This window comes from Nitrospiria bacterium (assembly GCA_035498035.1).
Classification (GTDB): Bacteria; Nitrospirota; Nitrospiria; order JACQBZ01; family JACQBZ01; genus JACQBZ01.
On sequence record DATKAN010000007.1, the window covers coordinates 1 to 24468 of the forward strand.

27 protein-coding genes are annotated in these 24468 nt (G+C 59.8%); 15 read left to right on the forward strand and 12 right to left on the reverse strand.

From position 1 onward, the window contains the following. Nucleotides 1-231 (reverse strand): DEAD/DEAH box helicase (locus tag VMN77_00665; GenBank protein ID HTN42289.1); only part of this gene is annotated, 231 nt, incomplete at its 3' end. Nucleotides 232-514: 283 nt separating this feature from the next. Beyond that, nucleotides 515-2056: an ATP-dependent DNA ligase gene (locus VMN77_00670; GenBank protein ID HTN42290.1), complete on the reverse strand. Its 1542-nt coding sequence runs from the start codon at nucleotides 2054-2056 to the stop codon at nucleotides 515-517. Nucleotides 2057-2361: 305 nt separating this feature from the next. Between VMN77_00670 and VMN77_00675 the strand changes: the two genes are divergently transcribed. The 11 genes from VMN77_00675 to VMN77_00725 all read left to right on the forward strand — a co-directional run bounded on the left by VMN77_00675 (nucleotide 2362) and on the right by VMN77_00725 (nucleotide 13208). After that, nucleotides 2362-3591 carry an efflux RND transporter periplasmic adaptor subunit gene (locus VMN77_00675; GenBank protein HTN42291.1) on the forward strand — a complete coding sequence of 410 codons (1230 nt, stop codon included), beginning with the start codon at nucleotides 2362-2364 and terminating at the stop codon, nucleotides 3589-3591. 10 nt (nucleotides 3592-3601) lie between these two features. Beyond that, the gene (locus VMN77_00680) at nucleotides 3602-4276 is read left to right on the forward strand and encodes an ABC transporter ATP-binding protein (GenBank protein HTN42292.1); all 675 of its coding nucleotides are present in this window, start codon (nucleotides 3602-3604) and stop codon (nucleotides 4274-4276) included. Between the two features lie 37 nt (nucleotides 4277-4313). After that, a complete protein-coding gene (locus VMN77_00685; GenBank protein ID HTN42293.1) occupies nucleotides 4314-5453 on the forward strand; it encodes an FtsX-like permease family protein in 1140 nt (379 codons plus the stop codon). Between the two features lie 20 nt (nucleotides 5454-5473). Next, the gene (locus VMN77_00690) at nucleotides 5474-6640 is read left to right on the forward strand and encodes an ABC transporter permease (protein HTN42294.1); all 1167 of its coding nucleotides are present in this window, start codon (nucleotides 5474-5476) and stop codon (nucleotides 6638-6640) included. Nucleotides 6641-6850: 210 nt separating this feature from the next. Further along, nucleotides 6851-7618: a glycosyltransferase family 2 protein gene (locus VMN77_00695; GenBank protein HTN42295.1), complete on the forward strand. Its 768-nt coding sequence runs from the start codon at nucleotides 6851-6853 to the stop codon at nucleotides 7616-7618. After that, nucleotides 7591-7854 (forward strand): lipid-A-disaccharide synthase N-terminal domain-containing protein, encoded by a 264-nt coding sequence (locus tag VMN77_00700; GenBank protein HTN42296.1) that lies wholly within the window; start codon nucleotides 7591-7593, stop codon nucleotides 7852-7854. Before VMN77_00695 ends, VMN77_00700 begins: the two co-directional genes overlap by 28 nt. An 82-nt stretch (nucleotides 7855-7936) precedes the next feature. Continuing rightward, nucleotides 7937-9496 (forward strand): glycosyltransferase family 39 protein, encoded by a 1560-nt coding sequence (locus VMN77_00705; GenBank protein HTN42297.1) that lies wholly within the window; start codon nucleotides 7937-7939, stop codon nucleotides 9494-9496. 88 nt (nucleotides 9497-9584) lie between these two features. Then, complete coding sequence (locus VMN77_00710; GenBank protein ID HTN42298.1) at nucleotides 9585-10190, forward strand: TetR/AcrR family transcriptional regulator; 606 nt, start codon at nucleotides 9585-9587, stop codon at nucleotides 10188-10190. Nucleotides 10191-10223: 33 nt separating this feature from the next. Continuing rightward, nucleotides 10224-11291, forward strand: coding sequence for a trypsin-like peptidase domain-containing protein (locus VMN77_00715; protein ID HTN42299.1), 1068 nt, complete (start codon nucleotides 10224-10226; stop codon nucleotides 11289-11291). 41 nt (nucleotides 11292-11332) lie between these two features. Beyond that, entirely contained in the window at nucleotides 11333-12196 is an 864-nt protein-coding gene (locus VMN77_00720) for a pirin family protein (GenBank protein ID HTN42300.1), read from the forward strand. Nucleotides 12197-12230: 34 nt separating this feature from the next. Further along, the gene (locus VMN77_00725) at nucleotides 12231-13208 is read left to right on the forward strand and encodes a quinone oxidoreductase (protein HTN42301.1); all 978 of its coding nucleotides are present in this window, start codon (nucleotides 12231-12233) and stop codon (nucleotides 13206-13208) included. 87 nt (nucleotides 13209-13295) lie between these two features. On the opposite strand, the gene VMN77_00730 is transcribed toward VMN77_00725, so the two are convergent. The 10 genes from VMN77_00730 to rplU form a co-directional block, all read right to left on the reverse strand. Next, the gene (locus tag VMN77_00730) at nucleotides 13296-13742 is read right to left on the reverse strand and encodes a VOC family protein (protein ID HTN42302.1); all 447 of its coding nucleotides are present in this window, start codon (nucleotides 13740-13742) and stop codon (nucleotides 13296-13298) included. 17 nt (nucleotides 13743-13759) lie between these two features. Next, the gene (gene bioB, locus VMN77_00735; protein ID HTN42303.1) at nucleotides 13760-14749 is read right to left on the reverse strand and encodes a biotin synthase BioB; all 990 of its coding nucleotides are present in this window, start codon (nucleotides 14747-14749) and stop codon (nucleotides 13760-13762) included. 60 nt (nucleotides 14750-14809) lie between these two features. After that, complete coding sequence (locus tag VMN77_00740; protein ID HTN42304.1) at nucleotides 14810-16159, reverse strand: tetratricopeptide repeat protein; 1350 nt, start codon at nucleotides 16157-16159, stop codon at nucleotides 14810-14812. A 3-nt stretch (nucleotides 16160-16162) separates the two neighbouring features. After that, the gene (gene rsfS, locus VMN77_00745) at nucleotides 16163-16567 is read right to left on the reverse strand and encodes a ribosome silencing factor (protein HTN42305.1); all 405 of its coding nucleotides are present in this window, start codon (nucleotides 16565-16567) and stop codon (nucleotides 16163-16165) included. Between the two features lie 55 nt (nucleotides 16568-16622). Further along, the gene (gene nadD, locus VMN77_00750) at nucleotides 16623-17303 is read right to left on the reverse strand and encodes a nicotinate-nucleotide adenylyltransferase (GenBank protein ID HTN42306.1); all 681 of its coding nucleotides are present in this window, start codon (nucleotides 17301-17303) and stop codon (nucleotides 16623-16625) included. Nucleotides 17304-17311: 8 nt separating this feature from the next. Next, nucleotides 17312-18568 carry a glutamate-5-semialdehyde dehydrogenase gene (locus VMN77_00755; protein HTN42307.1) on the reverse strand — a complete coding sequence of 419 codons (1257 nt, stop codon included), beginning with the start codon at nucleotides 18566-18568 and terminating at the stop codon, nucleotides 17312-17314. A 9-nt stretch (nucleotides 18569-18577) separates the two neighbouring features. Continuing rightward, nucleotides 18578-19708 (reverse strand): glutamate 5-kinase, encoded by a 1131-nt coding sequence (gene proB, locus VMN77_00760; protein HTN42308.1) that lies wholly within the window; start codon nucleotides 19706-19708, stop codon nucleotides 18578-18580. Next, a complete protein-coding gene (obgE, locus tag VMN77_00765) occupies nucleotides 19708-20748 on the reverse strand; it encodes a GTPase ObgE (GenBank protein HTN42309.1) in 1041 nt (346 codons plus the stop codon). Before obgE ends, proB begins: the two co-directional genes overlap by 1 nt. Before the next feature lie 278 nt (nucleotides 20749-21026). Further along, nucleotides 21027-21296 carry a 50S ribosomal protein L27 gene (gene rpmA / locus VMN77_00770; GenBank protein HTN42310.1) on the reverse strand — a complete coding sequence of 90 codons (270 nt, stop codon included), beginning with the start codon at nucleotides 21294-21296 and terminating at the stop codon, nucleotides 21027-21029. Nucleotides 21297-21318: 22 nt separating this feature from the next. Then, complete coding sequence (rplU, locus tag VMN77_00775) at nucleotides 21319-21633, reverse strand: 50S ribosomal protein L21 (protein ID HTN42311.1); 315 nt, start codon at nucleotides 21631-21633, stop codon at nucleotides 21319-21321. Between the two features lie 188 nt (nucleotides 21634-21821). Between rplU and VMN77_00780 the strand changes: the two genes are divergently transcribed. From VMN77_00780 to VMN77_00795, 4 genes are all read left to right on the forward strand, one after another. Then, on the forward strand, nucleotides 21822-22739 hold the full coding sequence (locus VMN77_00780; protein ID HTN42312.1) for a branched-chain amino acid transaminase: 918 nt from the start codon (nucleotides 21822-21824) through the stop codon (nucleotides 22737-22739). A 22-nt stretch (nucleotides 22740-22761) separates the two neighbouring features. After that, entirely contained in the window at nucleotides 22762-23322 is a 561-nt protein-coding gene (locus tag VMN77_00785) for a methylated-DNA--[protein]-cysteine S-methyltransferase (GenBank protein HTN42313.1), read from the forward strand. A gap of 13 nt (nucleotides 23323-23335) precedes the next feature. Beyond that, a complete protein-coding gene (locus VMN77_00790) occupies nucleotides 23336-23704 on the forward strand; it encodes a TIGR02266 family protein (protein HTN42314.1) in 369 nt (122 codons plus the stop codon). 120 nt (nucleotides 23705-23824) lie between these two features. Next, the gene (locus VMN77_00795; GenBank protein HTN42315.1) at nucleotides 23825-24298 is read left to right on the forward strand and encodes a DUF2127 domain-containing protein; all 474 of its coding nucleotides are present in this window, start codon (nucleotides 23825-23827) and stop codon (nucleotides 24296-24298) included. The last annotated feature ends 170 nt before the right edge of the window (nucleotides 24299-24468 follow it).

Genomic DNA, 24468 nt, shown 5'->3' on the forward strand with positions numbered 1-24468 from the left:
ATAGACAACATGGGTCCGGTCGGTGAGACCTCCCGAGATTCCGACCCGGATCAGCCGGTCGAGGCTTGCCAGAAAGGCGGCCAGCGTTTTACCCGAGCCGGTGGGAGCGGCGATCAGCGTGTCGCGGCCTTCCACGATCGAAGGCCAGCCTAGACGCTGCGCCTCGGTCGGAACCGCAAACCGCTGCGCAAACCATTTGGAGATAAGCGGATGAAACGATGGGGGAGACATGGGACGATTATAACCCAGAGTGATAGCGGTCCTGCAACTCGAATGGTGAAAAGGGGCTTCTTGTCGTTGTTCAAATTTCCAAGCAAGGATTGGACTGTGGCCTGAGCAGCGACCTTGGCTGCGGTCTGGGGACCCGACTCGGCAAAGGTCGCGGCCGGGTCATCGAGGCCAATTTTGGGCGCTTCATCTTCGCAGAATTTAGCGGCCAAGCCATGGTCGGGTCAAAACGCAGCCGCCGAAGCAGCATAGGCCACAGGCCGATCGCAATCAATCCCGGGGAAGGTTACTCCCGTTTCCTCCTAAAAATCTCGGCGACGGTCTGGATCGTGTCGGCCTCGGCGCCCGATTTGTCCGGCCGAAAACGTTTTACCCGGGCAAACCGGAGCGCCAGGCCGGCCGGATAGCGGGACGATTCCTGGATTTCGTTGAAGGCGACCTCGACCACCAGCTCCGGGCGAACATAGACCGCCCAGTCATCCCGACTTGCCTCCAACGACAGAAGCTTTTCGGTTTGCCACTTCAGCATCTCGTCCGTGAGTCCCTTGAAGGTCTTTCCCAGCATGACAAATTGACCGCTTTCGGGGTCCCTGGCTCCGAGATGCAAATTCGAAAGCCAACCCTTGCGGCGGCCGCTCCCCCACTCCGCCGCGAGGATCACCAGATCCAGGGTCTTGGCCGGCTTGAGCTTCAACCAATTAAGCCCCCGCTGACCGGCGGTATAGGGCGCGTCCAGGGCCTTGGCCATCGTCCCTTCATGCCCGACTTCCAACGCGCGCCTTAAAAATCGCTCAGCCTCCGCGCGGTCTTTCGTCATTAAACTCTGGATGACTCTCTCGCTTGGGATCGTTTCGGTCAGGATCTTAAAGCGCCGACGATAGGGGAGGGTAAACAACGCGCCGTCGCCTTCACGATAGAGACAGTCGAAGTAAAAAGCGGCCAGTGGAATCTCCCGCCGCATCGCCTCGATATTTTTGATCCGTCCGAACCGCCGCATCGTGACCTGAAAAGGGTGAGGCCGCCCATCGGGCCGGAGCGCGATCGCCTCCCCATCCAGAACGATCTCGCGTACGAGCAGGGTCCGAGCCCATTCGACCAGCTCGGGCAGACGCTCTGTAACATCCTGAAGCCGCCGGGTGAAAATCCGGACTTCATCCCCTTCCTTGTGAACCTGGATTCGTGCGCCGTCCAGCTTGAATTCGAAGGCGGCGTCGCCCAGCCGCTCCAAGGCCTCGCCGACATCCTCCGCGGTATCGGCCAGCATCGGGGCTACCGGGGTAAAGATCCGGAATCCCGTGCGGGACAGGGCGGGTGAACCCTCTTCCAAAGCGGCGCGGGCAATCGTTCCTATATTGCCGGTGAACATCATCGCCCGCCGAACTTCCGAAGAGGGAAGACCGGAGGCTTTGGCGATCGCTTCCAGGAGAAGGCCTTCCAGCGCCCCCTGTCTCAGTTCGCCCATTAAAAGATGCGAAAGGAAGCGCCGTTCGTCGATACGGGCCCGCTGGAAGAGCGACCGCAGCCTCGCAATCCTACGGTCACTCGACCCGGGGCCCTGATCGGAGGCGATCTGACTCATGACCTGATCGACCTCCGCCAACGTCAACGAAGATTCCGCCTGGGGCGCCCCAACCGTTGCGGATTCGATCGTGCTCCAACCGACGCCGATTTTTCCCTGCGTAAGACGGCCGCAGAGATACAGGGCCGCCAATTCTGTTTCTCGGCCCCGCGTCTGCTTGAGGAAGTCGGCCAGAAGCGCGATCTTCTCATTTTTCTTTGTGGCGGATTGAACCCGGGTAACCCGATCGACTAAATGAACCAGTTGCATACCGTCCTACCCGCGAAATAATGTAGATCGGCGATACCCAGCGAGCCAAGCGAGCGAGAGGGGGAGGCTGAAAATTCCCCGCCAGGGGAATTCTCCCTATTTACTTCCCTCGGCGGGGAATTTTGGAGAATCGAAAATGGTAAATCGAAAATAGGGAAACCGGCGAACTCAAACCCATAACGTATGGGGGCGACGCAAGGCCCTGCCTTAGACCATATTACTACACCTTTCCGACGATTTGCCACAAGGCCGTTCAATGCCTTATGATAGGGATTCCGTTTTGTTTAATTCTGAAGTGATAATCGATGGAAACCCAAATCATGGATCTCTCCCAGCTAAAGATCGACCGGAAGGATTTCGGAGAACGGCCGGGTCCCCGGAGGAAGGGGGGGAAGACCGTATGGATTGCGATCACGGCCGTTCTGGTCATCGCATCAGTCATCCTATACCGTTTTCTTGCCGTCACGCCCGCGACAGTCGAGGTAACGACTGTTGCGGCCATGGATCCGGGCCTTCCGACCCCTATACTGAACGCCACGGGTTATGCCGTCGCCCAGCGGCGCGCGGCCGTCGCATCCAAAGGAACAGGTCGTCTGGTGGAATTGAATGTGCGGGAGGGCGACCGTGTTAAAAAAGGCGAGGTGATCGGCCGGCTGGAGAGCGCCGACATGGCCGCGGCGCTCGCCCGGGCCCGGGCGAACGGAACGGTGGCCGAGGCCGCGCTGGACGAGGCCAAGGCCGAATTGAACGAAGCGACCCTGGCTTACGAACGGAAAAAGAAGCTGATCACAGACGGGATGATCTCCCAGGCCGATCTGGAAGTGGCCGAGGGCCGTTATCACCGCGCCGAAGCCTCCGTCGGCTCGGCCGAGGCCGGCATCAAGGCGGCCGAGGCGGCTGTGCGGTCGGCCGAGGTGGATCTGGAAAACACGATTATCCGTGCGCCCTTCGACGGAACGGTCCTGACCAAGAACGCCGACGTGGGCGAGGTGGTCGCCCCGTTCGGCTCGGCCGCATCGGCCAAGGCGGCCGTCGTCACGATGGCCGATATGGACTCCATCCAGATCGAGGCGGACGTCTCGGAATCGAACCTCGAGAAAGTCCGCACGGGTCAACGGTGCGAAATCACGCTGGACGCCTACCCGGACACAACGTACGAGGGGGTGGTCGAGGCGATCGTGCCCACAGTCGACCGGGCCAAGGCCACCGTCCTGGCCAAGATACGGTTCGTGAATCGGGACGATCGCGTGCTGCCCGAGATGAGCTCGCGGGTCGCCTTTCTTTCCGAGCCGTCCGGCCGCGCGGATCAAAAACCTCTTATCGCGATTCCGACGGCGGCCGTTATTACGCGCGGCGAACGAAGGATTGTTTTTGTCGTCCGGGGCGAGCGGGCCGAAGAAAAAACGGTCGAGCCTGGGGGACCGATCGGAAGCCGGATCGAGATCAAAAGCGGCCTCCGGCCCGGCGAGCGCGTCGTGACGAATCCGCCCGAAGGGCTGCGCAACGGGGACCGAATACGGATCAAAACCCCCTAAGGATGCCTCCGTGGCCGAACCCCTCATCGAGATCAAGGGAATCTCAAAATCCTACCGTCGCGATAGTCTCGCGATTCCCGTCCTTGAGAATATCTCGCTGACGGTGGGTGCGGGGGAATTTCTCGCGCTCATGGGCCCCTCCGGCTCCGGCAAGACCACGCTTCTGAACCTGATCGCCGGCATCGACCGCCCCGACCGCGGATCCATCCGGATCGGCGGGATAGAAATCGGCTCGTTGGGCGAGTCCGACCTGGCCCGGTGGCGGTCCCGCCATATCGGGTTCATCTTCCAGCTCTATAATCTGATCCCGGTGCTTACGGCCGTCGAGAATGTGGAGCTGCCCCTGCTTCTGACCCCGCTCTCAAAGCGGGAGCGACGGGAGCATGCCGAGCTCGCTCTGAACGTGGTCGGGCTTTCGGACCGGATGCGTCACTATCCCCGGCAGCTCTCCGGCGGGCAGGAACAGCGGGTCGGCATCGCCCGCGCGATCGTGACCGACCCCACGCTGCTGGTGGCCGATGAACCGACGGGCGACCTGGACAAGGCCTCGGCCGCTGAAGTCCTGGATCTTCTCGGGCGGCTGAACACCGGCTTCTCAAAAACGATCGTGATGGTCACGCACGATCCTCGGGCGGCCGAGGGGGCCCGGACCGTTCGCCATCTGGACAAGGGAATATTGGTCTAGGAACGTGAACCTATTAAACCTCATCCTTAGAAACCTGATGCGCCACAAGCTTCGGTCGCTCCTGACCATCGTCGGGATCGCGATCGCGATCCTGGCCTTCGGCATGATCCGGACCGTCATCGCGATATGGTATTCCGGCATCGAGGCCTCCTCCCCGAACCGCTTGATCATCCGGAATTCCGTATCGCTGATCTTTCCCCTCCCGATCGCCTACCGGGAGGCGATCCTTGCCGTCCCGGGGGTCTCCGAGGTTACGTACGCCCAATGGTTCGGGGGGATCTATATCGACGAGAAGCACTCCCAGTTTCCCCAATTGGCGGTAGACGCGGCCACCTGGTTCTCGGTCGTGCCTGAAAACCGGGTCTCGGAGGCTGAGATGGCCGCTTTCCTGAGGGAGCGGAACGCCGCCATTGTGGGGGTTCAACTGGTGCGGCGGTTCGGCTGGAAGGTCGGGGATGTCGTCCGGATGCGGAGCATGATCTTCCCGGGGGACTGGGACTTCGTGATCCGGGGAATCTATACCGGGGCGAAAAAAACGACGGATGAAACCTCCTTTTTTTTCCATTGGCGGTACCTTGACGAACAGGTGCGGCGACTGCAGCCCTGGAGCGCGGGAAATGTCGGGTGGTATGCGGTGAAGATCGCCGACCCCGATCGGGCGGCCTCCATCAGCGAGGCGATCGATCGCCGCTTTAAAAACTCGCTGGCCGAGACCCGCACCGAGACGGAACAGGCTTTCGTGCAGGGCTTCATCTCGATGAGCGACACGATCCTGATCGCCCTGCGGATCGTTTCGATCGTGATCGTCGGAGTGATCCTCGCGGTGCTGTCCAACACGATGGCGATGACGGCCCGCGAACGTCTTTCGGAATACGCGCTGCTCAAGACGCTCGGCTTCAGGGCGCGTCACCTTGTTCTGTTGATCGCGGGAGAGTCCCTCCTGATCGCGCTGATCGGGGGTGCCGCCGGAATTGCCCTGATCGGTCCGACGGTCGATGGGTTCGGCGCCGTGATGATGAGAACGGTGGGGGCGATGTTTCCGGTCCTCGGGGTCAGTGCGGCCACCCGAACGGTCAGTCTACTCATGGCCCTCGGCGTCGGCCTAGCCGCCGCGATCTTTCCGGCCTGGCGGGCGGCGACGTTGAGGATCGTGACCGGGCTTCGGCGAATCGGGTAAAAGGAAAGACGATCATTATGATCACCATTCCCCTCAGCTACAGCCTTCGAAACCTCTGGACCCGGCGGCTGACCACCGTTCTGACGGCCGGAGGGATTGCGCTGGTGATTTTCGTCTTCGCGGCCGTCCTGATGCTGGCCTACGGCCTCGAAAAGACGCTGGTGGCGACCGGGTCCGACGACAACGCGATCGTGATTCGAAAAGGATCCCAGTCCGAGATGATGAGCCTCGTCGACCGCGCGGCGGTGAACGTCATTCGAACCCAACCCGAGATCGCGGCGGACCCCGAAGGAAAGCCGCTCGCCGCCGCCGAGGCGGTTGTCCTGATCAGCATGCCGAAGCGCGGAACGGGGCAGGAGGCCCATGTTCAGACCCGGGGCATCGCCCCCGAATCGTTGGCGATGCGGCCGCAAGTTAAACTTGCGGCCGGTCGTCTCTTCCGTCCGGGACTGTCGGAAGTCATCGTCGGCGCGGCGGCCGAGCGGCGCTTCGAGGGAATCGGCCTGGGCCGGACGATCCGGTTCGCCATGCGGGACTGGACGGTCGTCGGCCTCTTCGAGGCGGAGGGATCCGGCTTCGAGTCCGAGATCTGGCTGGACTCGCAACAGTTGCTTCAGGCTTTTCGACGTCCGGTCTTCTCCTCCGTGACCGTACGGCTTTCCGGCCCATCGTCTTTTTCCTCGCTGAAACAGCGGCTGGAGGGGGATCAGCGGTTCAATCTGGAGGTGAAACGGGAAAAGGCGTTTTATGCCGACCAGTCGGCGATGATGGCGGCCTTCATCCGGGTCCTGGGCCTCTTCGTCACGGTGATCTTCAGCCTCGGGGCGATAATCGGGGCGATGATCACGATGTACGCCGCGGTGGCGAACCGCACGACCGAGATCGGAACACTCCGCGCGCTGGGATTTCCCCGGCGCAGCATCCTGCTCGCCTTTCTGATCGAATCGCTTTTTCTCTCTCTCCTGGGAGGAAGCGTGGGTCTCGTCCTCGCCTCGCTCCTGCAGAACATGACCGTTTCCACCACCAACTTCTCCACCTTCTCCGAACTGGCCTTCCGCTTTGCCCTCTCCCCGCCCATTGTGATGGAGTCGATCGCCTTTGCGCTCATCATGGGAATCCTGGGCGGCTTCCTCCCCGCGGTGCGCGCCGCCCGCCAGAACATCCTCCATTCGCTTCGCGCCGTTTAAGACTTCGTATAAGGGCGGCGTCGCAAGCCTCCCATCACCATTGGTCAATTTGGTTCCATCTTCGAACCCGACACAAGGCTTGACAAGAGATTTCCATGGCTGGTATTCTACCAACCGGTAGGTCCCCAACGCGGTGGGAATGACGCCGGGCCGGAACGGCCCGGGTTGTATCCCTCATCAAAGATCGATTTAACACCGTTCGCGATAACGATGGAAAATAAATCCTTTAACGCCGCAGAGCCTCCGGTATACTCTCTTGTGATTCCGATTTATAACGAAGAGGCGAACCTTCCTTTGCTGGTTCCCAGCCTCCCGCCTGTCATGGAAAAGCTGCGGGAGCCTTTTGAAATTATTCTCGTCGACGACGGGAGCACCGATGGGAGCTATCAACGGATGGTCCGTCTCTCCGAAACCTACCCGCAGCTGGTTTTGATCAAATTCCGCAGTCGCCGCGGACAGACGGCGGCTTTTGATGCCGGCTTCCGCCTCGCCCGGGGGAAGGTCGTGATCACCATGGACGGCGATCTCCAGTACGATCCGGCCGACATCCTGAAAATGATTCCCTGTCTTGAATCGGCCGATGTGGTCTGCGGCTGGCGGGAGCAACGGGCGGACACGCTGGTCCGACGCGCCTCCTCCGTGATCGCAAACGCCATCCGAAACTGGTTGAGTCAGGAGCAGATCCTTGATGTGGGCTGCTCGCTTCGGGTCTTCAAACGGGAAAGCCTGAAATCGTTAAAACTCTACAATGGGATGCACCGGTTCCTTCCGACCCTTCTGAAGCTGGATGGATTCAAGGTGGTGGAGGTGCCGGTGCAGCATTTCCCCCGGCGGTACGGAAAGTCGAAATACAACATCCGCAATCGGGCCATCCGGTCGTTCGTCGATCTATTGGCCGTCCGGTGGATGAAGCACCGCTGGCTTTCGTACGAGATCGAGGAGGTCAGACAATGCGGTGGGACTTCTGGATCGCCTTAGGGTTGGTGGCCCAGGCACTTTTTTTCAGTCGATTCCTCATCCAGTGGATGGTCTCGGAACATCGCGGCATGAGCGTCATCCCCCCGGCCTTCTGGTATCTAAGCCTGGGAGGAAGCTTCCTGCTCCTCGCCTATGCCGTGCACATCAAGGACCCCATCTTTATTCTGGGACAGGCCACGGGCTCGGTTGTGTATATCCGGAACCTCGTGCTGATCGCCCGGAATAACGCCACCTGACCTAATGTCTCCCTGGCCGATCGGAATCGCGGTCCTCTCCGCCTTTCTCCTTTTTTTCCCGCCCGGGGTCGAGCGACCCCCCATGTTTATGGAATATTTCTACCTGGAATCGGCGCGCGAGATGCTGGATCACGGGGACTGGATCACCCCGATTTTCAACGAGACGAACCGCTTCGATAAACCGATCCTGTTTTACTGGATGGTGATGCTCGCCTTCAAAGTCCTGGGGACGGGCCTCGGGGCCGGGAGGCTCGTCTCGGCCGTTATGGCTTTGGGCGTCATCGGGCTGACCTACGGATTGGGGAAATCTCTCTATGGTATCCCCGCGGCCCGATGGGCCGTCCTCGTCCTGATTACGACGCCGCTGTTCGTCCTCTTCGCGCGGACGGCCATCCCGGACCTCACCCTCACTTTCTTCCTCACCCTGGCCTTGTTCGCCTTTCAACGCGGGGTCGCGTCCTCCCCGCCCCGGCGGAGTTGGCTTTACCTTTTTTACGCCGCCGCGGCCCTGGCCACCCTGACGAAAGGCCCCCTGGCCATCCTGCTCCTGGGCCTCGTGATCGCGGGATTCTTCCTGGCCTGGAAGGAGCGGCCCTCCCTCCGGGCGCTCGCACCCGGGTCCGGAATCGGGATTTTTCTGGCCATCTTCCTTCCCTGGTTCGTCCTGATCGTTATGAAGCACGGTCAGGCTTATCTGGACTATATATGGAGTATCCAGCAGAAAGCAGCCGTGGGCGAGGCGCGATATGCCTGGCACTTTTACCTTCGGCATTTCTTCTGGGATTTTTTGCCCTGGAGTCCCCTTGTGGCGGCCGGGTTGGGTATCTTCTGGAGACACCGGCGCGATCTGACCGCGGAAAAACAGCTTCCGGTTCCCTGGTTGATCTTCATCCTCGTCTTCTTCTCGCTCGTCAGTCTGAAAGCCATCCGTTACCTTCTGCCCCTAACGCCGGCCTTCGCGCTTCTGGCCGGATGGTTCCTGGCCCGGGCCACGGGACCTTCCGGGACGTTTGAACCAAAGGCCCTTCGACTTGTCGCTTGGACCACCGCCGGGCTCGGCCTTCTGGGCGGCGGTTTGCTCGCGGCACTGCTGACGTCCGGGGGGGAATGGACGGATCACGTTTCGGGCGCCGCATTTATCTGGCCCGTGTTGCTGGGGATCAACGCGGCCGCCGGGCTCGTCGCCGCGGCCCGCCAATCAACCCACGGACAGACCTTCGGAATTGCCGGCGTGGCGGCCGTGGGACTGCTGGCCTACTTCAGCCTCGTTCCCGGATTGAGCGGACCATCGCCGGCCGCCGCTCTGGCGGGACGGATCAATTACGAACGTCCGCCTGGAACGTCGTTGGGCGTCTACCGTATGGAGGTCAATGAATGGGTCTATGAAGTCGGCCCGCCGGTCGTGTCCTTGACGGGCCCGCAAGATCTCGAACGTTTTCAGGCGGCCCACCCTTCCGCGTTGATTGTGATGACCCCGGCAGACTATGAAAAGGCCGGGGCCAAACGGACGGTGGTGGCGAAGGCCGCCCGCCCCAAACGACTCCGCTGGAAGGCGGACGCCTCCGGACCCCTCTTAAGCCGGCTGGAACAGGACCGGGAAGATTTTTATTTGACCGCCGGTCCGGTTCCAGTCGATCGCTGAAATCCGTTGCGCCTCCGGCCGCTCCCCTTGACAAGGCGCGTAGCGATCTGATAGAGTGGCATAAACATACCAACCGGTAGGTATTTAAATGCGGACGCCCCAGATGCAATCCCGCGCCCGGGAAAAACTTCTCCACGCGGCCCAGAGGCTGATGCTGGCCAAAGGCTACCCCGCGACCACGATCGACGAGATCTGCACGGCGTCCCGGTTGACGAAAGGGAGCTTCTTTCATTATTTTGAAAGCAAGGAGGACCTGGGAAAGGCGCTCCTGGATCGCTACGCCTCCTCCGGCCAGCGGACCGGATGGAACGCTATCCCGATGAACAAACGCGATCCCCTGGAGCGGGTGTATGGCTACCTGGACTCCTCCGCCCGGCTCTATCAAGGCCGGTCCGGCCGGAACGGCTGTTTGTTGGGACACTTCGCCCAGGAGCTCTCGGATACGCATCCGGCGATCCGATCGTTGTGCGCCGAGCGCTTCGACGAGTGGGCCGCGATGTTTAAACGGGCCCTGGACGAGGCCAAGATAAAACATCGGCCCAAAGCGGCCCTGGACACCCAGGGCCTTGCCGAGCATTTCATCGCCGTGCTGGAGGGCTCGCTCATCCTGGGCAAGGCGCACCGGGATATGAGAATCGTCGGGAAAAATCTCCGCCGATTTAAGCAATATTTGAAACTGGTTTTTCAAAAATAAACGCGATCGGGAAGCGACGGAAGGAGGGACCCCATGACATCCGTACTCGAATGGATCTCCCAACATAAATCGAACGGCGGCCTTGAGACCGCCGAAAGGCTTCCTCAGGAGCCGTCTCCCGTTTTGGCTGACCCCCTGATGGACGCCTACTCGCGGGCGGTCGTCGGTGCGGCCGAATCGGTCAGTCCATCGGTGGTCAATATCGAGGTGCATCAAACGCCCAAGGCCGGACAACTGATCGATCCCCGCCGTCCCCGAGAGGCCCGGGGCACCGGTTCCGGTTTCCTCTTTACACAGGACGGCCTGATCCTGACGAACAGCCACGTGGTGCATCGCGCGGCCGAAATCGAAGTAATGCTTTCGGACGGCCGGCGATTTGTGGCCGACGTTGTGGGCGACGATCCCGGAACGGATCTGGCCGTCATCCGGATCTCGGCCCCCAATCTGGTGCCCACCCGTCTCGGCGATTCCAAAACAATTCGGCCGGGCCAATTGGCGATCGCGATCGGCAATCCGTACGGCTTTCAGACCACCGTCACGGCCGGCGTCGTCAGCGCGCTCGGCCGATCGCTGCGGTCCCGATCCGGACGGCTGATCGACGACGTGATCCAAACGGACGCCGCGCTGAACCCGGGGAACTCGGGCGGTCCGCTCGTGAACTCGCGCGGCGAGGTGATCGGGGTGAACACGGCCGTGATCATGGGCGCCCAAGGGATCTGCTTCGCGATCGGAATCGACACGGCGAAGTTTATCGCGGCCCGTCTGATCAGGGACGGCCGGGTCCGCCGGGGCTACATCGGCGTGGCCGGCCAGAACGTCCCGTTGCACCGGCGTCTCGTGCGGTTTCACAACCTCCCGGTCGAAAACGGCGTGCTCGTGGTCTCGATCGAGCCGGCAAGCCCCGCCCGCCGGGCCGGTCTGATCGAGGGCGACCTGATCATCGGATACGATGGGCAGCCGATTGCCGGGATCGATGATCTGCACAAGGTCCTGACCGAAAAACAGGTCGGCGCCACGGCACCCTTGACGATTCTCCGTCGGACCGAAATGATCTCCCTCGACATCATTCCGGAAGAATCCAAATCCGCGCCGGAATCATGACGCAACGGCAAGGTCCGCTGCAAATCTGAAAGGAGGTCGCCATGAAATCATTGCCTCGCAAAATAGAGACGATTATTGAGCCGGAAGCGGTCGTGGAAGGCGCGGGGGTCCGGCTTAAACGAAGCATTGCGACACGAAGGCTGGACTATCTCGATCCATTCCTGTTGCTGGACCACTTTGCGTCCACCAATCCGCGTGATTACGAGGCCGGGTTCCCGCTGCATCCCCACCGAGGGATCGAAACGGTGACCTACATCCTGAAGGGCGAGGTCCGTCACAAGGATACCCTCGGAAACGCCGGGAGCATCGGCGCCGGTGACGTTCAGTGGATGACCGCCGGACGCGGCATCATGCACGAGGAGATGCCGCAGGCGCGTCCGGAAGGGATCGCCGGATTCCAGCTCTGGGTCAATCTGCCGGCGAAGCTCAAGATGACCCCGCCGCGCTACCAGGATATCCGGGCCCATGAGATTCCTGAAATCAAGCGCGACGACGGGGCGAGGATCCGGGTGATCACCGGGGCCGTGGAGGGGGCTCGGGGTCCCGTGACCGAAATCGCCGCCAATCCCATCTACCTGGATGTGTGTGTTCCCCCTCGCGCCTCGTTCGTCCAGCCGATCAAACGGGGCCATACCGCATTTGTTTACGTTTTCGAAGGCGAGGCCCAATTCGCCGGCGATGAGAAAGAAGCGGGAACAATGATCTCGAACCCGAAACTGGTTGTGCTGGGCGACGGCGATGAACTGCGAGTGACGACGGGAGAGGCCCCGGTTCGCTTTTTGTTGGTTTCGGGAAAACCGTTGCACGAGCCGATCGCGCGGTATGGCCCCTTCGTGATGAACACCCAAGATGAGATCAAGCAAACCCTTTACGAACTCAGAATGGGAACCTTCGTCACGACCTGAACGGAAGACCAGGACGCATCGAGGAGAAACCACGATGGCGCACGCGATCTTGATCGACCGCTACGGCGGTCCGGATGTCCTACAGTGGAAGGAGATTCCGGTTTCCTCTCCTGGCCCCGGCGAAACGCTCGTGCGGCAGACCGCCGTCGGTGTTAATTTCATCGATGTTTACCACCGACGGGGTCTCTATCCGCTCCCTTCCTTGCCCGCGGGGATCGGGTCGGAAGCCGCCGGGCTCGTGGAGGCGGTCGGACCGGGGGTGACCGAGGTGGCGGTGGGCGATCGGGTGGCCTATGCCGGGGGGCCGACGGGTGCCTATTGTGAAGCGCGGGTCCTTCCCGCGCACCGGCTGGTGAAGCTGCCGGACGGCGTTTCCGACCCGCAGGCCGCGGCGATGATGCTGAAGGGCATGACGGCCGAGTACCTCCTCCGTAGGGCGTTCTCCGTCAAACCGGGTGACGCCATCCTCTTCCATGCGGCCGCCGGGGGCGTAGGGACGATCGCCTGTCAGTGGGCCAAACAGCTCGGTGCGACCGTGATCGGCACGGTCGGAACTCGGAAGAAGGCGGCCATGGCATCCTCCCGCGGATGCGATCATGTGATCGTGACGGGTGAAGAAGACTTCGTCGTACGCGTGCGCGAGATCACCCGAGGCGAAGGGGTCCCTGTCGTCTACGACTCGGTCGGAAAAGACACCTTCATGCGCTCCCTGGACTGTTTGAGACCGCGGGGCATGCTGGTCAGCTTCGGACAATCCTCGGGGATGGTCCCTGCGCTGGACATCACGGTCCTGTCAGCCAAGGGGTCCCTGTTTCTCACCCGGCCCACGCTGATGCATTACACCGCCAGGCGAGAGGAGTTATTGTCGTGCGCCTCGGCGCTGTTCGATGTGGTTCAACGCGGCGCTGTGAAGATCGAGATCGGCCAAACCTATTCCCTTCGGGAGGCGGGCCGGGCTCACGCCGATCTCGAAGCCCGGAAAACGACCGGATCGACCGTGCTGCTTCCATAACGGATGCCGCCCCGGTCTGGCTCAAACTTCCTCCCGCCTGTCTCAGCGATTGGGCCCGGTCTCGAACGAGCCCCAAACCATCCAATTTCAAAGTCTCAACGGTTTAATGGGGGCGAGGACGGCGGCGGGATCTTTTTTCCAGATCGACGGATCGGCGTCGACGTACAATTCGACTTCGTTTCCGTCCGGATCGAGGAGATAAAGACTCTGGCTCACGGTGTGATCACTCGCCCCGGTGATCGTCACCCCGGCCTTCTGCAGCTCCTTCAGCGCGGCGCGAAGCTCATTCAGGGAATCCCCGATCTTGATCCCGATATGATAAAGGCCGATCCGGTGTCCGGCCGGCGGGCGGGGCGCATCTCCGACTTCGATGAAAAGAAACTCATGATGCGTGCGTCCAGAAGTCAGCGCCGCCGCCTTCCCGTCAAAAATCCGTCCGACTTCTTTGAATCCCAACAGGTCGCGGTAAAACGCGAGCGACCGTTCAAGATTTTTTACGTAAAAGACTACATGTCCCAGATAATGCGCCTTCATCGATTATTTCCAACGCCTTAGGGCTGAACCCGGATTCCGGCTTCTTCCACCTCAAAACCCAGGTCCTCGATCATCCGCCAGGCCTCCTCCGGTCTTTGACCCGGAGTTGTGAGGTAACCGCCGACGAAGATCGAATCGCCGACGTAGAGCGCCTGGGCCTGAAGCGACCGCAGGTTGTGTTCGCGTCCGCCCGCGATCCGGATCTCGGTCGTCGGATGAAGAAAGCGGAAGAGACAGAGCACCTTCAGTCCGCGGGTCGGCGACGGGGGCGTCCGCGCGCCGAGCGGGGTGCCCTCGACGGGATGAAGGAAATTGATCGGAATCGAATCGGGCTCGAGCTCGCGGAGGGCAAACGCCATCTCGATCAGATCCTCGTCGGATTCGCCCATTCCCACGATCCCGCCCGAGCAGAGCTCGAGTCCCGCCTCGCGCGCATTCCTGAGCGTCTGGATTCGATCCCCGTAGGTATGCGTGCTGCAGATTTCACTGTAAAACCGCTCGCTGGTGTTGAGATTGTGATTGACGCGATCCACGCCGGCCGCCTTGAGGGTTTTGGCATCCTCCCGGGTCAACAGCCCCAACGAACAGCAGAGCGACAGCGGCGTTTCCCGCTTGATCGTCCGGACGGCCGACGCGATTTGGACCATCTCTTTCGGGCGCGGTCCGCGGCCGCTGATCACGATGCAGTACCGGAGCGCCTTGGCCGCTACCGCACGCCGGGCGCCGCCCAAAATATCTTTCTCCGATAGCAGGGGGTAGGACTCAACGTCGGCCGTCGAGGGGCGGGACTGGGAGCAGTAGTGGCAGTCCTCCTCGCAGAGGCCGCTTTTGGCGTTAATCAGCATATGGAGTTTGACCCGGCGGCCGGAATTCGCAAACCGAACTCTCCAGGCGGCCTGGATGAGATCGGGCACCCGGTCATCGGACGCCTTCAGAACGGTTCGGGCTTCTTCCCGGGTCAAACACTCGCCGCGCAAGGCTTTGTCCGCTAGGATTTGAAATATCATTCGTCCTCCTTTTCTTGCGAAAATTCGATTCGAGATTGCGATCGCACGGTCACCCGCGCGCTACACGGGCTCCGCCTTGGGTACAATTCGGGAAGGGGACCACTCGCCCATGATGGGTGAGGCCTCAAAACTGTTCCAGTGACCGCAGCGCGGACAACGGCCGGACCATTGGGGCGTGTGATAATCACAGAGCGGGCAGTAGTAGGGAACCAGCACGCGTTTTTTGAGACCGAGGGCTTTTTTAAACTCGTCCACGGCCGCTTCCACGTTTCCCTTCCGAAGATAAAGATTTCCCAGGAGCTTGTGGAGGTCGGGAATTTTGTCATGGCCGGGATCCAGGGCGACCAGGATATCAAAGGCCTCATCCACCATTTCAAGGCGGTAGTAAAGTTTCCCGAGATAAAACCGGAGGATTCGGTTTTCGGGGTCCCGGTTGACGGCCTCCTGGTATAGATCGAGGACGCGGGCCGGTTGGTCCAACTCCAGATAAAGATCCTCCAACCGATGAAGCAGAAGGATGCTGGAGGTCATCTCGTAGGCCTTTTCCCAAAGCTCGCCGGCCTCCTTCAACTTGCCCTCGTCCACCAGAATCTCCCCCAGGCCCATGTAGCCGGGGATGAAACCGCGGTTCAGCTTGATCGCCCCCCGGAAATATCGCCTGGCGCGGTCCCGCTCGCCCTTCCCAAGCAACTGGCGGCCGACCTCATACTTGATCCCTTCAAACCACGCCTGCTCGCCCTTCAATTCCCCCGGACGCAACGATCCTTGAAGGATCTTCTCCTGAACGTCATGGGCTTCCTCCCACCGGGCCAGCTTGACGAAAAGATCCCGGAGATGGATGAGCACGGTCAGGGCGTTCCCGGTTTGCCGCCGCATCTCCTGAAGCATCTGCACCGCCTCATCCAACCGCTTGGATTCCTCGAGATCCTTCGCCAGGGCCAGGAGGATCTCCATGTTGTTTTCCTCCAGGCTCCGGGCCTTGCGGTGAAGTCGGATCGCCTCGGTCAGGTTGCCCTGAGCGCGGTACAGATTCCCCAACCGCAGGAGGGCCGGGACGTGATTCGGATTTAACAAGAGGATTTTTTGAAACAGGCCGATCGCGTCTTCAAATCGCTTCGAGACCTTGGCATTGATCGCCGAGCGCAGCAGTTCGTGGATTCGGTCGTCCCGTTGCTTGATTCTCGCCTGTCGCCAGCCGCGGAACAGGTGTTTGATCTCGGCAAAACCGGCGGAGAGGATCGCAAACAGGCCCCCGAAGGCCATGGACAAAAGGACCAAGGCCACGGTTGGAACATCCAGGAATAATTCAGGTGAGAGACGGAGGGTCGTATGACCGGGATTAAAATAAGCCAGCCAGCCCACGCAGGCGGTTAAAAGGACAAAACCCAGACTTAAAACAATCAGACGCATACATCAGCCTTTATTCGCGCGCAGCCTTCCTCCTCCTCTAGCCGCCTTCACCTTGCCGACGTGCCGTTCGAATCCCGCTTGAAGCTCCCTCTTCAAATCCAACCGGGGGGCGTCGCCCCACAGTCGCTCAAGGGCATAAAAGGACCGGATCTCCTCCTTGAATATATGAACGACAATATCGCTGTAGTCCATCAAGACCCAGCGGCCGGTCGCTTCGCCCTCCGTGCTGAAAAGATGGCAACCCCGTTGAGACAGCGTGTCGTCAATATGATCCCGGATCGCCCGGACCTGTCGTTGGGAATCGGCCGAGCAAATCACGAAATAGTCCGCGACCGTCGTCAATCCCCCGACCTTGAACACGATCAGATCGGACGCCTTTTTTTCCAGAGCGGCCTGGGCAGCCCGCAAACTTTTTTCTCGAGAATCGACTGTCGATGCTCCGATGAACCCTGAAGATTTTTCTTCAGGACGAGTGGATAGCGCCTCCGTACAAATGATTTTTGATTATATAGGATTCGACGAGGGGTGGCAAGAGGTTTTTAAGCCGTTTTCCACCGGAAAGATGATCCCGAATCTGGGTGGCCGAGACGTCGTGAGCCTTCACGCGGATCAGGATCAGACGGGTGGCGGGAGTCAGGGGAAGGTCATACCGGTCTCGCCGCCCACGATCCAATGCTCGCAGAGGTTTTTGGTCGGGTCGGCGCAGATCGTTTGAACGAATCAAATCGGCGAAAAGAAAACCGGGGCGCGAGACCACCACCAGATGGCATCGCGCCTTGAGTTCGTCCGGCGAGCGCCATGTGGAAAAGTCCAAAAACGCGTCCAGTCCCAGGATCAAGAAAAATTCGGTCCCTTGGGGATAATTCCGCTCCAAAGTTTTGACGGTATCGATCGTGTAGGATTTGCCTCGGCGTCTTACTTCCAGATCGGATACCCCCAGATCGGGATGCCCCCGGACCGCAAGGCGGACCATTTCCAGGCGGTGTTTGGCCGACGGAATCATCTGGCCGGTCTTGTGCGGCGGGCGGCCGGCCGGAATCAGAAGGATGCGGTCCAACCCGACGGCTTTTCGAACTTCCTCCGCGATCGCCAGATGCCCCCGATGAATGGGATTAAAGGTTCCGCCGAAGATGCCGACGCGCAAGGCCCCTCTCACTCCCTCAACTGCCCTTCACCCAGCACGATATACTTTGTGGTGGTGAGCTCTTCCAGGCCCATCGGGCCTCGGGCATGGATCCGGCTGGTCGAGATCCCGATTTCGGCGCCCAGTCCGAACTGGTATCCATCGTTCAGCCGCGTTGAGGCGTTGACGAAGACGGCGCAGGCGTCCACCTCGTTCAGGAACCGTCGGGCCCGCCCGTAATCCCGCGTGACAATGGCTTCGGAATGCTGGGATCCGTACCGGGCGATGTGCTCCATCGCTTCATCGATGTTTTCGACGACCCTCACCGATAGAATCAGATCCAGATATTCGGTCGTCCAGTCCTCTTCGCTCGCCTCCTTAATCCCGGAAACGATCGCGCGGGTCCTGGTGCAGCCGCGGACCTCAACCCCGGCTTCCTGAAACGATCGGACCATCCCGGGCAGGAAGGCCGACGCGACGCTTTCGTGCACCAGCAGGGTCTCCATCGCGTTGCAGGTACCCGGCCGCTGGACCTTGGCGTTGAAGCAGATCGCCCGCGCCATCGAAAGGTCCGCGCCCTCGTCCACATACGTATGGCAAAGCCCTTTGTCATGCTTGATGACGGGAATCCGGGAATGCTCCGTCACGGTCTTCATGAGAGCCTCCCCGCCGCGGGGAATGATAAGATCGATCAGCGCATCCAGTTTCAGCATCTCCATCACGGCCTGTCGGTCCGGATGATCGAGAAATCCGATGCTCCCTTCGGGAAGCCCGACCTCGGTTCCGGTCTCGGAGAGGATTTGAACGATCGCCGCATTGGAATGAACCGCTTCGGAACCGCCGCGAAGCACCACGGCGTTGCCGGCCTTGAGGCAGAGGCTCGCGGCATCGGCCGTGACATTGGGCCGCGACTCATACACGATCCCGATCACCCCGATCGGAACGCGGACGCGACCCACTTGCATCCCGTTCGGGCGCCGGACCATTTTAACCGTTTCCCCGACCGGATCCGGAAGCGCCGCCACATCCCGAAGACCGGCGGCCATCTCGCCGATCCGTTTCGCGTTCATGGTCAGCCGATCAATCATGGTCTTGGAGAGCCCGCGGCGTTCCGCCTCGGCCAGGTCTTTGGCGTTGGCGCTTAGAAGCGCGGGTGTTTGGGCCGCCAGCGCGTCGGCCATTTTTAGAAGCGCGGCGTTCTTGAGGGTCGAAGAAACCGTGGCCAATCTTCGGGCCGCGGCCCGGGCCCTCGTCGCCTTCTCGGTCACATAGGCACGGATATCCATGTATTCCCCCTACAATACCACCAGGTTGTCCCGATGGATCACTTCATCGTAATCGTTGCGTCCCAAGATCTTGGAAATCTCCGCCGTTTTAGCCCCTCGGATCTTTTCGACATCATCGGATGCATAATTGACCAACCCCTTGGCCACTTCCCGCCCTTGCGGATCAACGCAGCTCACGGTATCTCCGGCCTTAAAACGGCCCTCCACGCGGACAATCCCGGAAGGGAGAAGGCTCTTTCCCTTGACGGCCAGGGCTTCCACCGCACCGGCATCGAGCGATAACCGTCCCTTGGTCCGGCTCGTAAAGGCGATCCAGTGCTTCCGACTGGTGCGCCGGCCCTGATGTGGAAGAAACAAGGTTCCGATCGGATTTCCTTTCAGGATTTCGGTCAGCACACCGGGCCGCCGGCCGCTTGCGATCACGGTCGCCACCCCATAGGTCGCCACGTCGCGCGCCGTCTGAACCTTGGAGCGCATGCCGCCGGTTCCTTCCTGCGTCGATGTATCCTGGGCCCGTCGCACCGTTTCCGCATCGACCTGATGGACGATCGGGATGAGCTGCGCATCGGGATCGCGGCGGGGATCATCGGTAAACAACCCCTCGACATCGGAGAGGATCACCAGGAGCTGCGCGTCGATCAGATGGGTCACCAGTCCGGCCAAGTTGTCGTTGTCCCCGAACTGTATCTCTTCCACCGCCACCGTGTCATTCTCATTGATGACGGGGATGACGTCGTATTCCAACAGGGTCGTGAGTGTGTTGCGCGAATTTAGAAAACGTTTCCGGTCGGCGAGGTCTTCCTGGGTTAAAAGAACCTGGGCCACTTTCAACCCTCGGGCCTCAAAGGCCTTTTCGTACGCCCAGATCAAGCGGCTCTGGCCGACCGCCGCGGCCGCTTGTTTGACCGGCAGGTTTTTGGGCCGCTGCGTTATTCCCAGTTTCTCCAGTCCGGAAAGAATCGCGCCGGATGAGACGATCACAACCTCATACCCCTGGCGCTTGAGATCGGCCATCTCGTGGGCCAAGGTCTCCAGCCGATGGTGGTCCAGGCCGTGATCCCTCGAGGCGATCAGGCTGCTTCCGACCTTCACGACGAGCCGTCTGACAGTCCGGAGGTTATGGGTCCGATTTGGGTCCATTAGGCCTTCTCCGATGGGGACGTGGGGCCGGAAACCCGCATTCGCAAGGCCCGGACCCGGTCACCCAAAAATCGGATGAGATCGGGAATTCCCTGGCCGGTCACGGCCGACACGGGCCAGCAGGGATATTTTTTCCGCCGACAAAACGCGACAAGGTGCTTGAGCCGGTTTCCGTCTCCCCGAATGTCCAGCTTGGTCGCCGCGACCGCAAACGGCTTTTCCAGCAAATCCGGATTGTACGCCTTCAATTCCCGTCGGAGAATCTCGAAACTTTCCACGGGCTCCTTCTCGGCCGACTCCCCGATGTCGATCAGGTAGAGCAGAAAGACGTTGCGCTCGATATGCCGAAGGAACCGGTGGCCCAATCCCTTTCCGGTGTGAGCCCCTTCGATCAAGCCGGGGATATCCGCCACGACGAAACTCCCGCGGTCCTCCTCGGACACCACGCCGAGTTGAGGGGTCAGGGTCGTGAACGGATAATCGGCGATCTTGGGTCGGGCCGATGAAATCCGCGAGATCAGCGTTGACTTTCCGGCATTGGGAAAACCGACTAGTCCCACATCCGCCAGAAGTTTGAGTTCCAGCAACAACCAGCGCTCTTCACCGGGCCTCCCCTTTTCCGCACGGCGGGGCGCACGATTCGTCGAGGTTGCGAAGGCCGCATTGCCCCGCCCGCCCCGACCGCCGCGGGCCACGATCCGTTCCTGGCCTTCTTCGGTCAGGTCGGCCTGCTCTTCCATGGACTCGGCATCCCGGACAACCGTCCCGCACGGCACCGGAATGATGAAGGGCGGACTGTTGCGACCGTGACGATTTTTGCCCTGGCCGTGCTCGGCATGCGGAACCAGGTAGTGCTGCTGATATCGCAGATCCAGAAGGGTTCGAAGCTGACCGGTGGCGCGGAGAACAATATCCCCTCCGTCTCCGCCATCGCCGCCGTTGGGACCCCCCCGAGGGACGTATTTCTCCCGTCGGAAGCCGACGCAACCGTCGCCGCCATCCCCGGCCTTAACGAATATTTTGACCTGATCGACAAACACAAATTCAACGATGGGTCCAGGTTTTGGATGGGAACAGGAGGGGCCAAGTCCTGGATAGAGCCTCCGTCAAGTACATCCTGTGCAGGTCCATGGGTATCTACCCAGCGAGCAAGAGGGGGAGGCTCCATTGGGCTTCGCCTATGATTGCGGGGATCGGGCTTGGCCCGGCCGAGCGCGAGGGGCGGGGGCATCGGAGGACAACCTCATGCCTTGCCGGACGGGCCTCCATAGATGATGGCGGCGACGCGAGCCCTTAAAACGGAAACCGGACGCGCGGTCTAACGGGCCGGTTCCGGTACCGGGTAGACGCTGATCTTTTTGCGATCCCCCGTCCGACTCTCAAACTTGACCACCCCGGTCACCTTGGCAAATAGGGTGTGATCGCTTCCGGTGCCGACATTGAATCCCGGATGAAACCGTGTGCCCCGCTGCCGAACGAGAATGGTTCCCGCCGGAACCACCTGTCCTCCAAAGGCCTTGACGCCAAGGCGTTTGGATTGACTGTCACGGCCGTTCTGAGTGGATCCCTGTCCTTTCTTATGTGCCATCGCTTAAAACTCCTCTCCGGTGTCAGGCCGACTGGATCTCGGTTATTTTGAGCCGCGTAAAGTCCTGACGATGCCCCTTCGTCCGCCGATAATTTTTCCGCCGCATTTTTTTAAAAACCACCACCTTGGACTGGCGGCCCTGAGCCACCACTTCCGCCTTGACGACCGCCCCCGGAATCACCGGGGTCCCGATCCGGGGCCCCTTCTCCGCCTGCATCATCAGGACACGGGAAAGGGAAACGGTGTCGCCCACTTTTCCTTCCAAGGCTTCGACCTCCACGGTCTCACCCGGGGCCACCCGGTACTGTTTACCGCCTGTTTCAATAATGGCATACATCGCACGACTCCATCAAATGGTGAACGAGTTTAATACCACAAAGCATCAAAGATTGTCAAGCGATTTGAATCAACTCCGTGTGAGTCCCTTCCAGAGCGTCCTATATTGACAAACCCCTCCGGGGTTGTTATATTGGGCTTCATTCTTGTCGGGCGTTTCCGCTGATTTTTTCAATTCGAGGAACACGCGTGATTCAGGAAACATCCAAAATATGGATGGACGGGCGCTATATCGACTGGAAAGACGCCCAGGTCCATGTACTGACCCACACGCTCCACTACGGTCTGGGGGTGTTCGAAGGCCTGCGCTGCTATAAAGGGCAAAAAGGCTCCGCGGTCTTTCGGTTGAAGGAGCATGTGAAACGGCTTTTCGACTCGGCCCAGATCGTCCAGATCAAGATCCCCTATTCCTCCAAGGAAATCGAGGAGGCCGTACTCGGTACGGTAAAGATCAACCGGCTTGAGGAGTGCTACATCCGGCCGATCGTCTTTATCGGTTATGGAGAGATGGGCCTTTATGTCCAGAACAATCCGATTCAAATCGCCATCGCCGCATGGCCTTGGGGCACCTATCTCGGAGACGAGGGGATCCGCAACGGCATCCGCGCCAAGATCTCGTCCTTCACGCGGCACCACGTCAATATCAGTATGACGCGCGCCAAGGTCACATCCTATTACGCGAATTCTCAATGGGCCAAGCGGGAAGCCAAAGAGGCCGGTTACGACGAAGCGATCCTGCTGGATGCGGACGGCTACGTCGCCGAGGGACCCGGGGAGAACATCTTTATCGTCCGGAACGGGACACTGAAGACGACACCGCTGACCTCCATCCTGGAGGGAATCACACGCAACAGCATCATCCAATTGGCGCAAGAAAAGGGTATTCCCGTGGCGCAGGAACGGTTCACTCGCGATGAGATCTATATCGCCGAGGAGGCGTTTTTCACGGGCACCGCGGCCGAGGTCACTCCGATTCGCGAAGTGGACGGTCGGGTGATCGGCACCGGAAAACCGGGTGACGTGACCAAGCTTCTCCAAAATTTATTTTTTGACGCTGTGGCCGGCAAAGATCCGGTCCATCAATCCTGGTTGACGTACGTCGTCTGAACCAGTGGAGGGAGGTCATTCGGTGCAAAGGGCTTCTGGCCGTAAAACGCCGCCTTCCGCCATCATCACCTACGCACTTTATTCCTCGCCAATCGGAACGATCGGGTTGGCCGCCACCCCAAAGGGCCTCTGCCGGCTCTCACTGAATGTCACCGGTGAATCAGCCTTTCGCAGAAAACTTCGGCGCGAGTTTCGTCGTCCGATCCTCCGCCGTGATCATTCATTTCGGGATCTAGCGGCTCGACTGCAGGCCTATTTATCAGGGAAACCCGTGCGATTCAACACGAGAATCGACCTGTTGGAAGGAACCCCTTTTCAGCAAAAGGTCTGGCGATCGCTCCGGCGCATTCCCTACGGACAGACACGCAGTTATCGATCGGTGGCCCAAAGCATCGGTCATCCCCGGAGCTCCCGTGCCGTGGGAGGTGCCTGCGGAAATAATCCGGTCGCGGTCTTGATTCCCTGCCACCGGGTCATCGGTGCCGATGGAAATCTCGGCGGTTTTACCGGGGGACTCCACATCAAACGCTGGCTGCTTCAGTCCGAAAGGAAAAAAAATCGCTGCGCTTGGATGGCCTCATAGCAGTGGTTTGCCCATGACTCAACAATCCGGCCGCGATCGAAGAAAGGATCCTCGCTTCGATGTCAAGATCAAGGTGGATTTCTCGACAAAAGGCATCTTTGTTTCAAATTACGTGACCAACCTGAGCCGAGGAGGCGTCTTCATCGAGACCGCAACTCCCCTCCCCATCCAATCCCAGATCCACCTCACTTTTATGCTGCCCGATATTAACGTCAGAATTGAAGCCACGGGAAAGGTGGTCTGGACTTATGATGTCAAAAAGGGAACCGGCAAAGTCGTATCCGGGATGGGAATCAAGTTCACAGACCTTCTCCCCCAGGACAAGGCGCAGATTGAAGAATACCTCATGAAATTACCTCCGTCATCGCCATCGACCCCCTAATCCTTCGCACCCCTGTCATCGGATCATTGCGAGGATTCATTTCACTTGCCTTTCCAGGCTGCCGCTTGGTATCATCTACCCCTTAATTTTATTTCCCAGGTTCGAAGGATCCCCCAGAATATGGCCAAGCGGGACTGGTTTCTTAAAGTGATCATATGGGAGTTGAGCATCAAAGGCCTGCTCCTCATACTTCTCTCAGCCGGCCTGCTGAGCCTGATCAACAAAGACCTCGATCACCTGTCGAAGAAACTGGCCCAGGATCTGAATCTCGACGTGGACAAGCATTATATCAACCTCCTCCTCAGCAAGGCCGGAATGGTGAAGACCACCCTGTTGGTGGAGGTCTCGATCGGGATGTTTCTTTACGGAATCTTGAGTTGGGTGGAGGCCTACGGTCTCCATAAACGGAAACGGTGGGCGGAGTACCTAACGGCCATTGCAACCGGTTTATTGATTCCTTTGGAGATTTACGAAGTGGTTTTTCGGCCCTCGGTTGTCCGTGTCGCGGTCCTGATCCTCAATGTTGTCGTCGTTTATTATCTCATCAAGCACAAAGAACTGTTTTCTAACAAAGGGTTATCTCATGGAAAGTAAATTTTTTCATTTTTTGCTTTACAACGGGTAATGAACTGTGCTATTCTAATTTCCAGTTCAGGTATTCATTCTCTTTTGTCCTTTCCAGTGCCTCCTTCGTACGTCATCTGATTCTTATCTTCTTTCTTCTTTTCTAATCGGTACAGATCGACAGGCGGGGTCTATTTATA

Coding starts and splice junctions, on each gene's coding strand:
- rpmA (HTN42310.1), bottom strand. CDS start 21,296: ATGGCACATAAGAAAGGACAGGGATCCACTCAGAACGGCCGTGACAGT.
- bioB (HTN42303.1), bottom strand. CDS start 14,749: ATGATATTTCAAATCCTAGCGGACAAAGCCTTGCGCGGCGAGTGTTTG.
- VMN77_00730 (HTN42302.1), bottom strand. CDS start 13,742: ATGAAGGCGCATTATCTGGGACATGTAGTCTTTTACGTAAAAAATCTT.
- VMN77_00700 (HTN42296.1), top strand. CDS start 7,591: ATGCGGTGGGACTTCTGGATCGCCTTAGGGTTGGTGGCCCAGGCACTT.
- VMN77_00795 (HTN42315.1), top strand. CDS start 23,825: ATGGCCAAGCGGGACTGGTTTCTTAAAGTGATCATATGGGAGTTGAGC.
- VMN77_00695 (HTN42295.1), top strand. CDS start 6,851: ATGGAAAATAAATCCTTTAACGCCGCAGAGCCTCCGGTATACTCTCTT.
- VMN77_00710 (HTN42298.1), top strand. CDS start 9,585: ATGCGGACGCCCCAGATGCAATCCCGCGCCCGGGAAAAACTTCTCCAC.
- VMN77_00715 (HTN42299.1), top strand. CDS start 10,224: ATGACATCCGTACTCGAATGGATCTCCCAACATAAATCGAACGGCGGC.
- VMN77_00675 (HTN42291.1), top strand. CDS start 2,362: ATGGAAACCCAAATCATGGATCTCTCCCAGCTAAAGATCGACCGGAAG.
- VMN77_00720 (HTN42300.1), top strand. CDS start 11,333: ATGAAATCATTGCCTCGCAAAATAGAGACGATTATTGAGCCGGAAGCG.
- VMN77_00755 (HTN42307.1), bottom strand. CDS start 18,568: ATGGATATCCGTGCCTATGTGACCGAGAAGGCGACGAGGGCCCGGGCC.
- rplU (HTN42311.1), bottom strand. CDS start 21,633: ATGTATGCCATTATTGAAACAGGCGGTAAACAGTACCGGGTGGCCCCG.
- VMN77_00705 (HTN42297.1), top strand. CDS start 7,937: ATGTTTATGGAATATTTCTACCTGGAATCGGCGCGCGAGATGCTGGAT.
- VMN77_00685 (HTN42293.1), top strand. CDS start 4,314: ATGCGCCACAAGCTTCGGTCGCTCCTGACCATCGTCGGGATCGCGATC.
- VMN77_00740 (HTN42304.1), bottom strand. CDS start 16,159: ATGCGTCTGATTGTTTTAAGTCTGGGTTTTGTCCTTTTAACCGCCTGC.
- VMN77_00725 (HTN42301.1), top strand. CDS start 12,231: ATGGCGCACGCGATCTTGATCGACCGCTACGGCGGTCCGGATGTCCTA.
- VMN77_00790 (HTN42314.1), top strand. CDS start 23,336: ATGACTCAACAATCCGGCCGCGATCGAAGAAAGGATCCTCGCTTCGAT.
- VMN77_00670 (HTN42290.1), bottom strand. CDS start 2,056: ATGCAACTGGTTCATTTAGTCGATCGGGTTACCCGGGTTCAATCCGCC.
- proB (HTN42308.1), bottom strand. CDS start 19,708: ATGGACCCAAATCGGACCCATAACCTCCGGACTGTCAGACGGCTCGTC.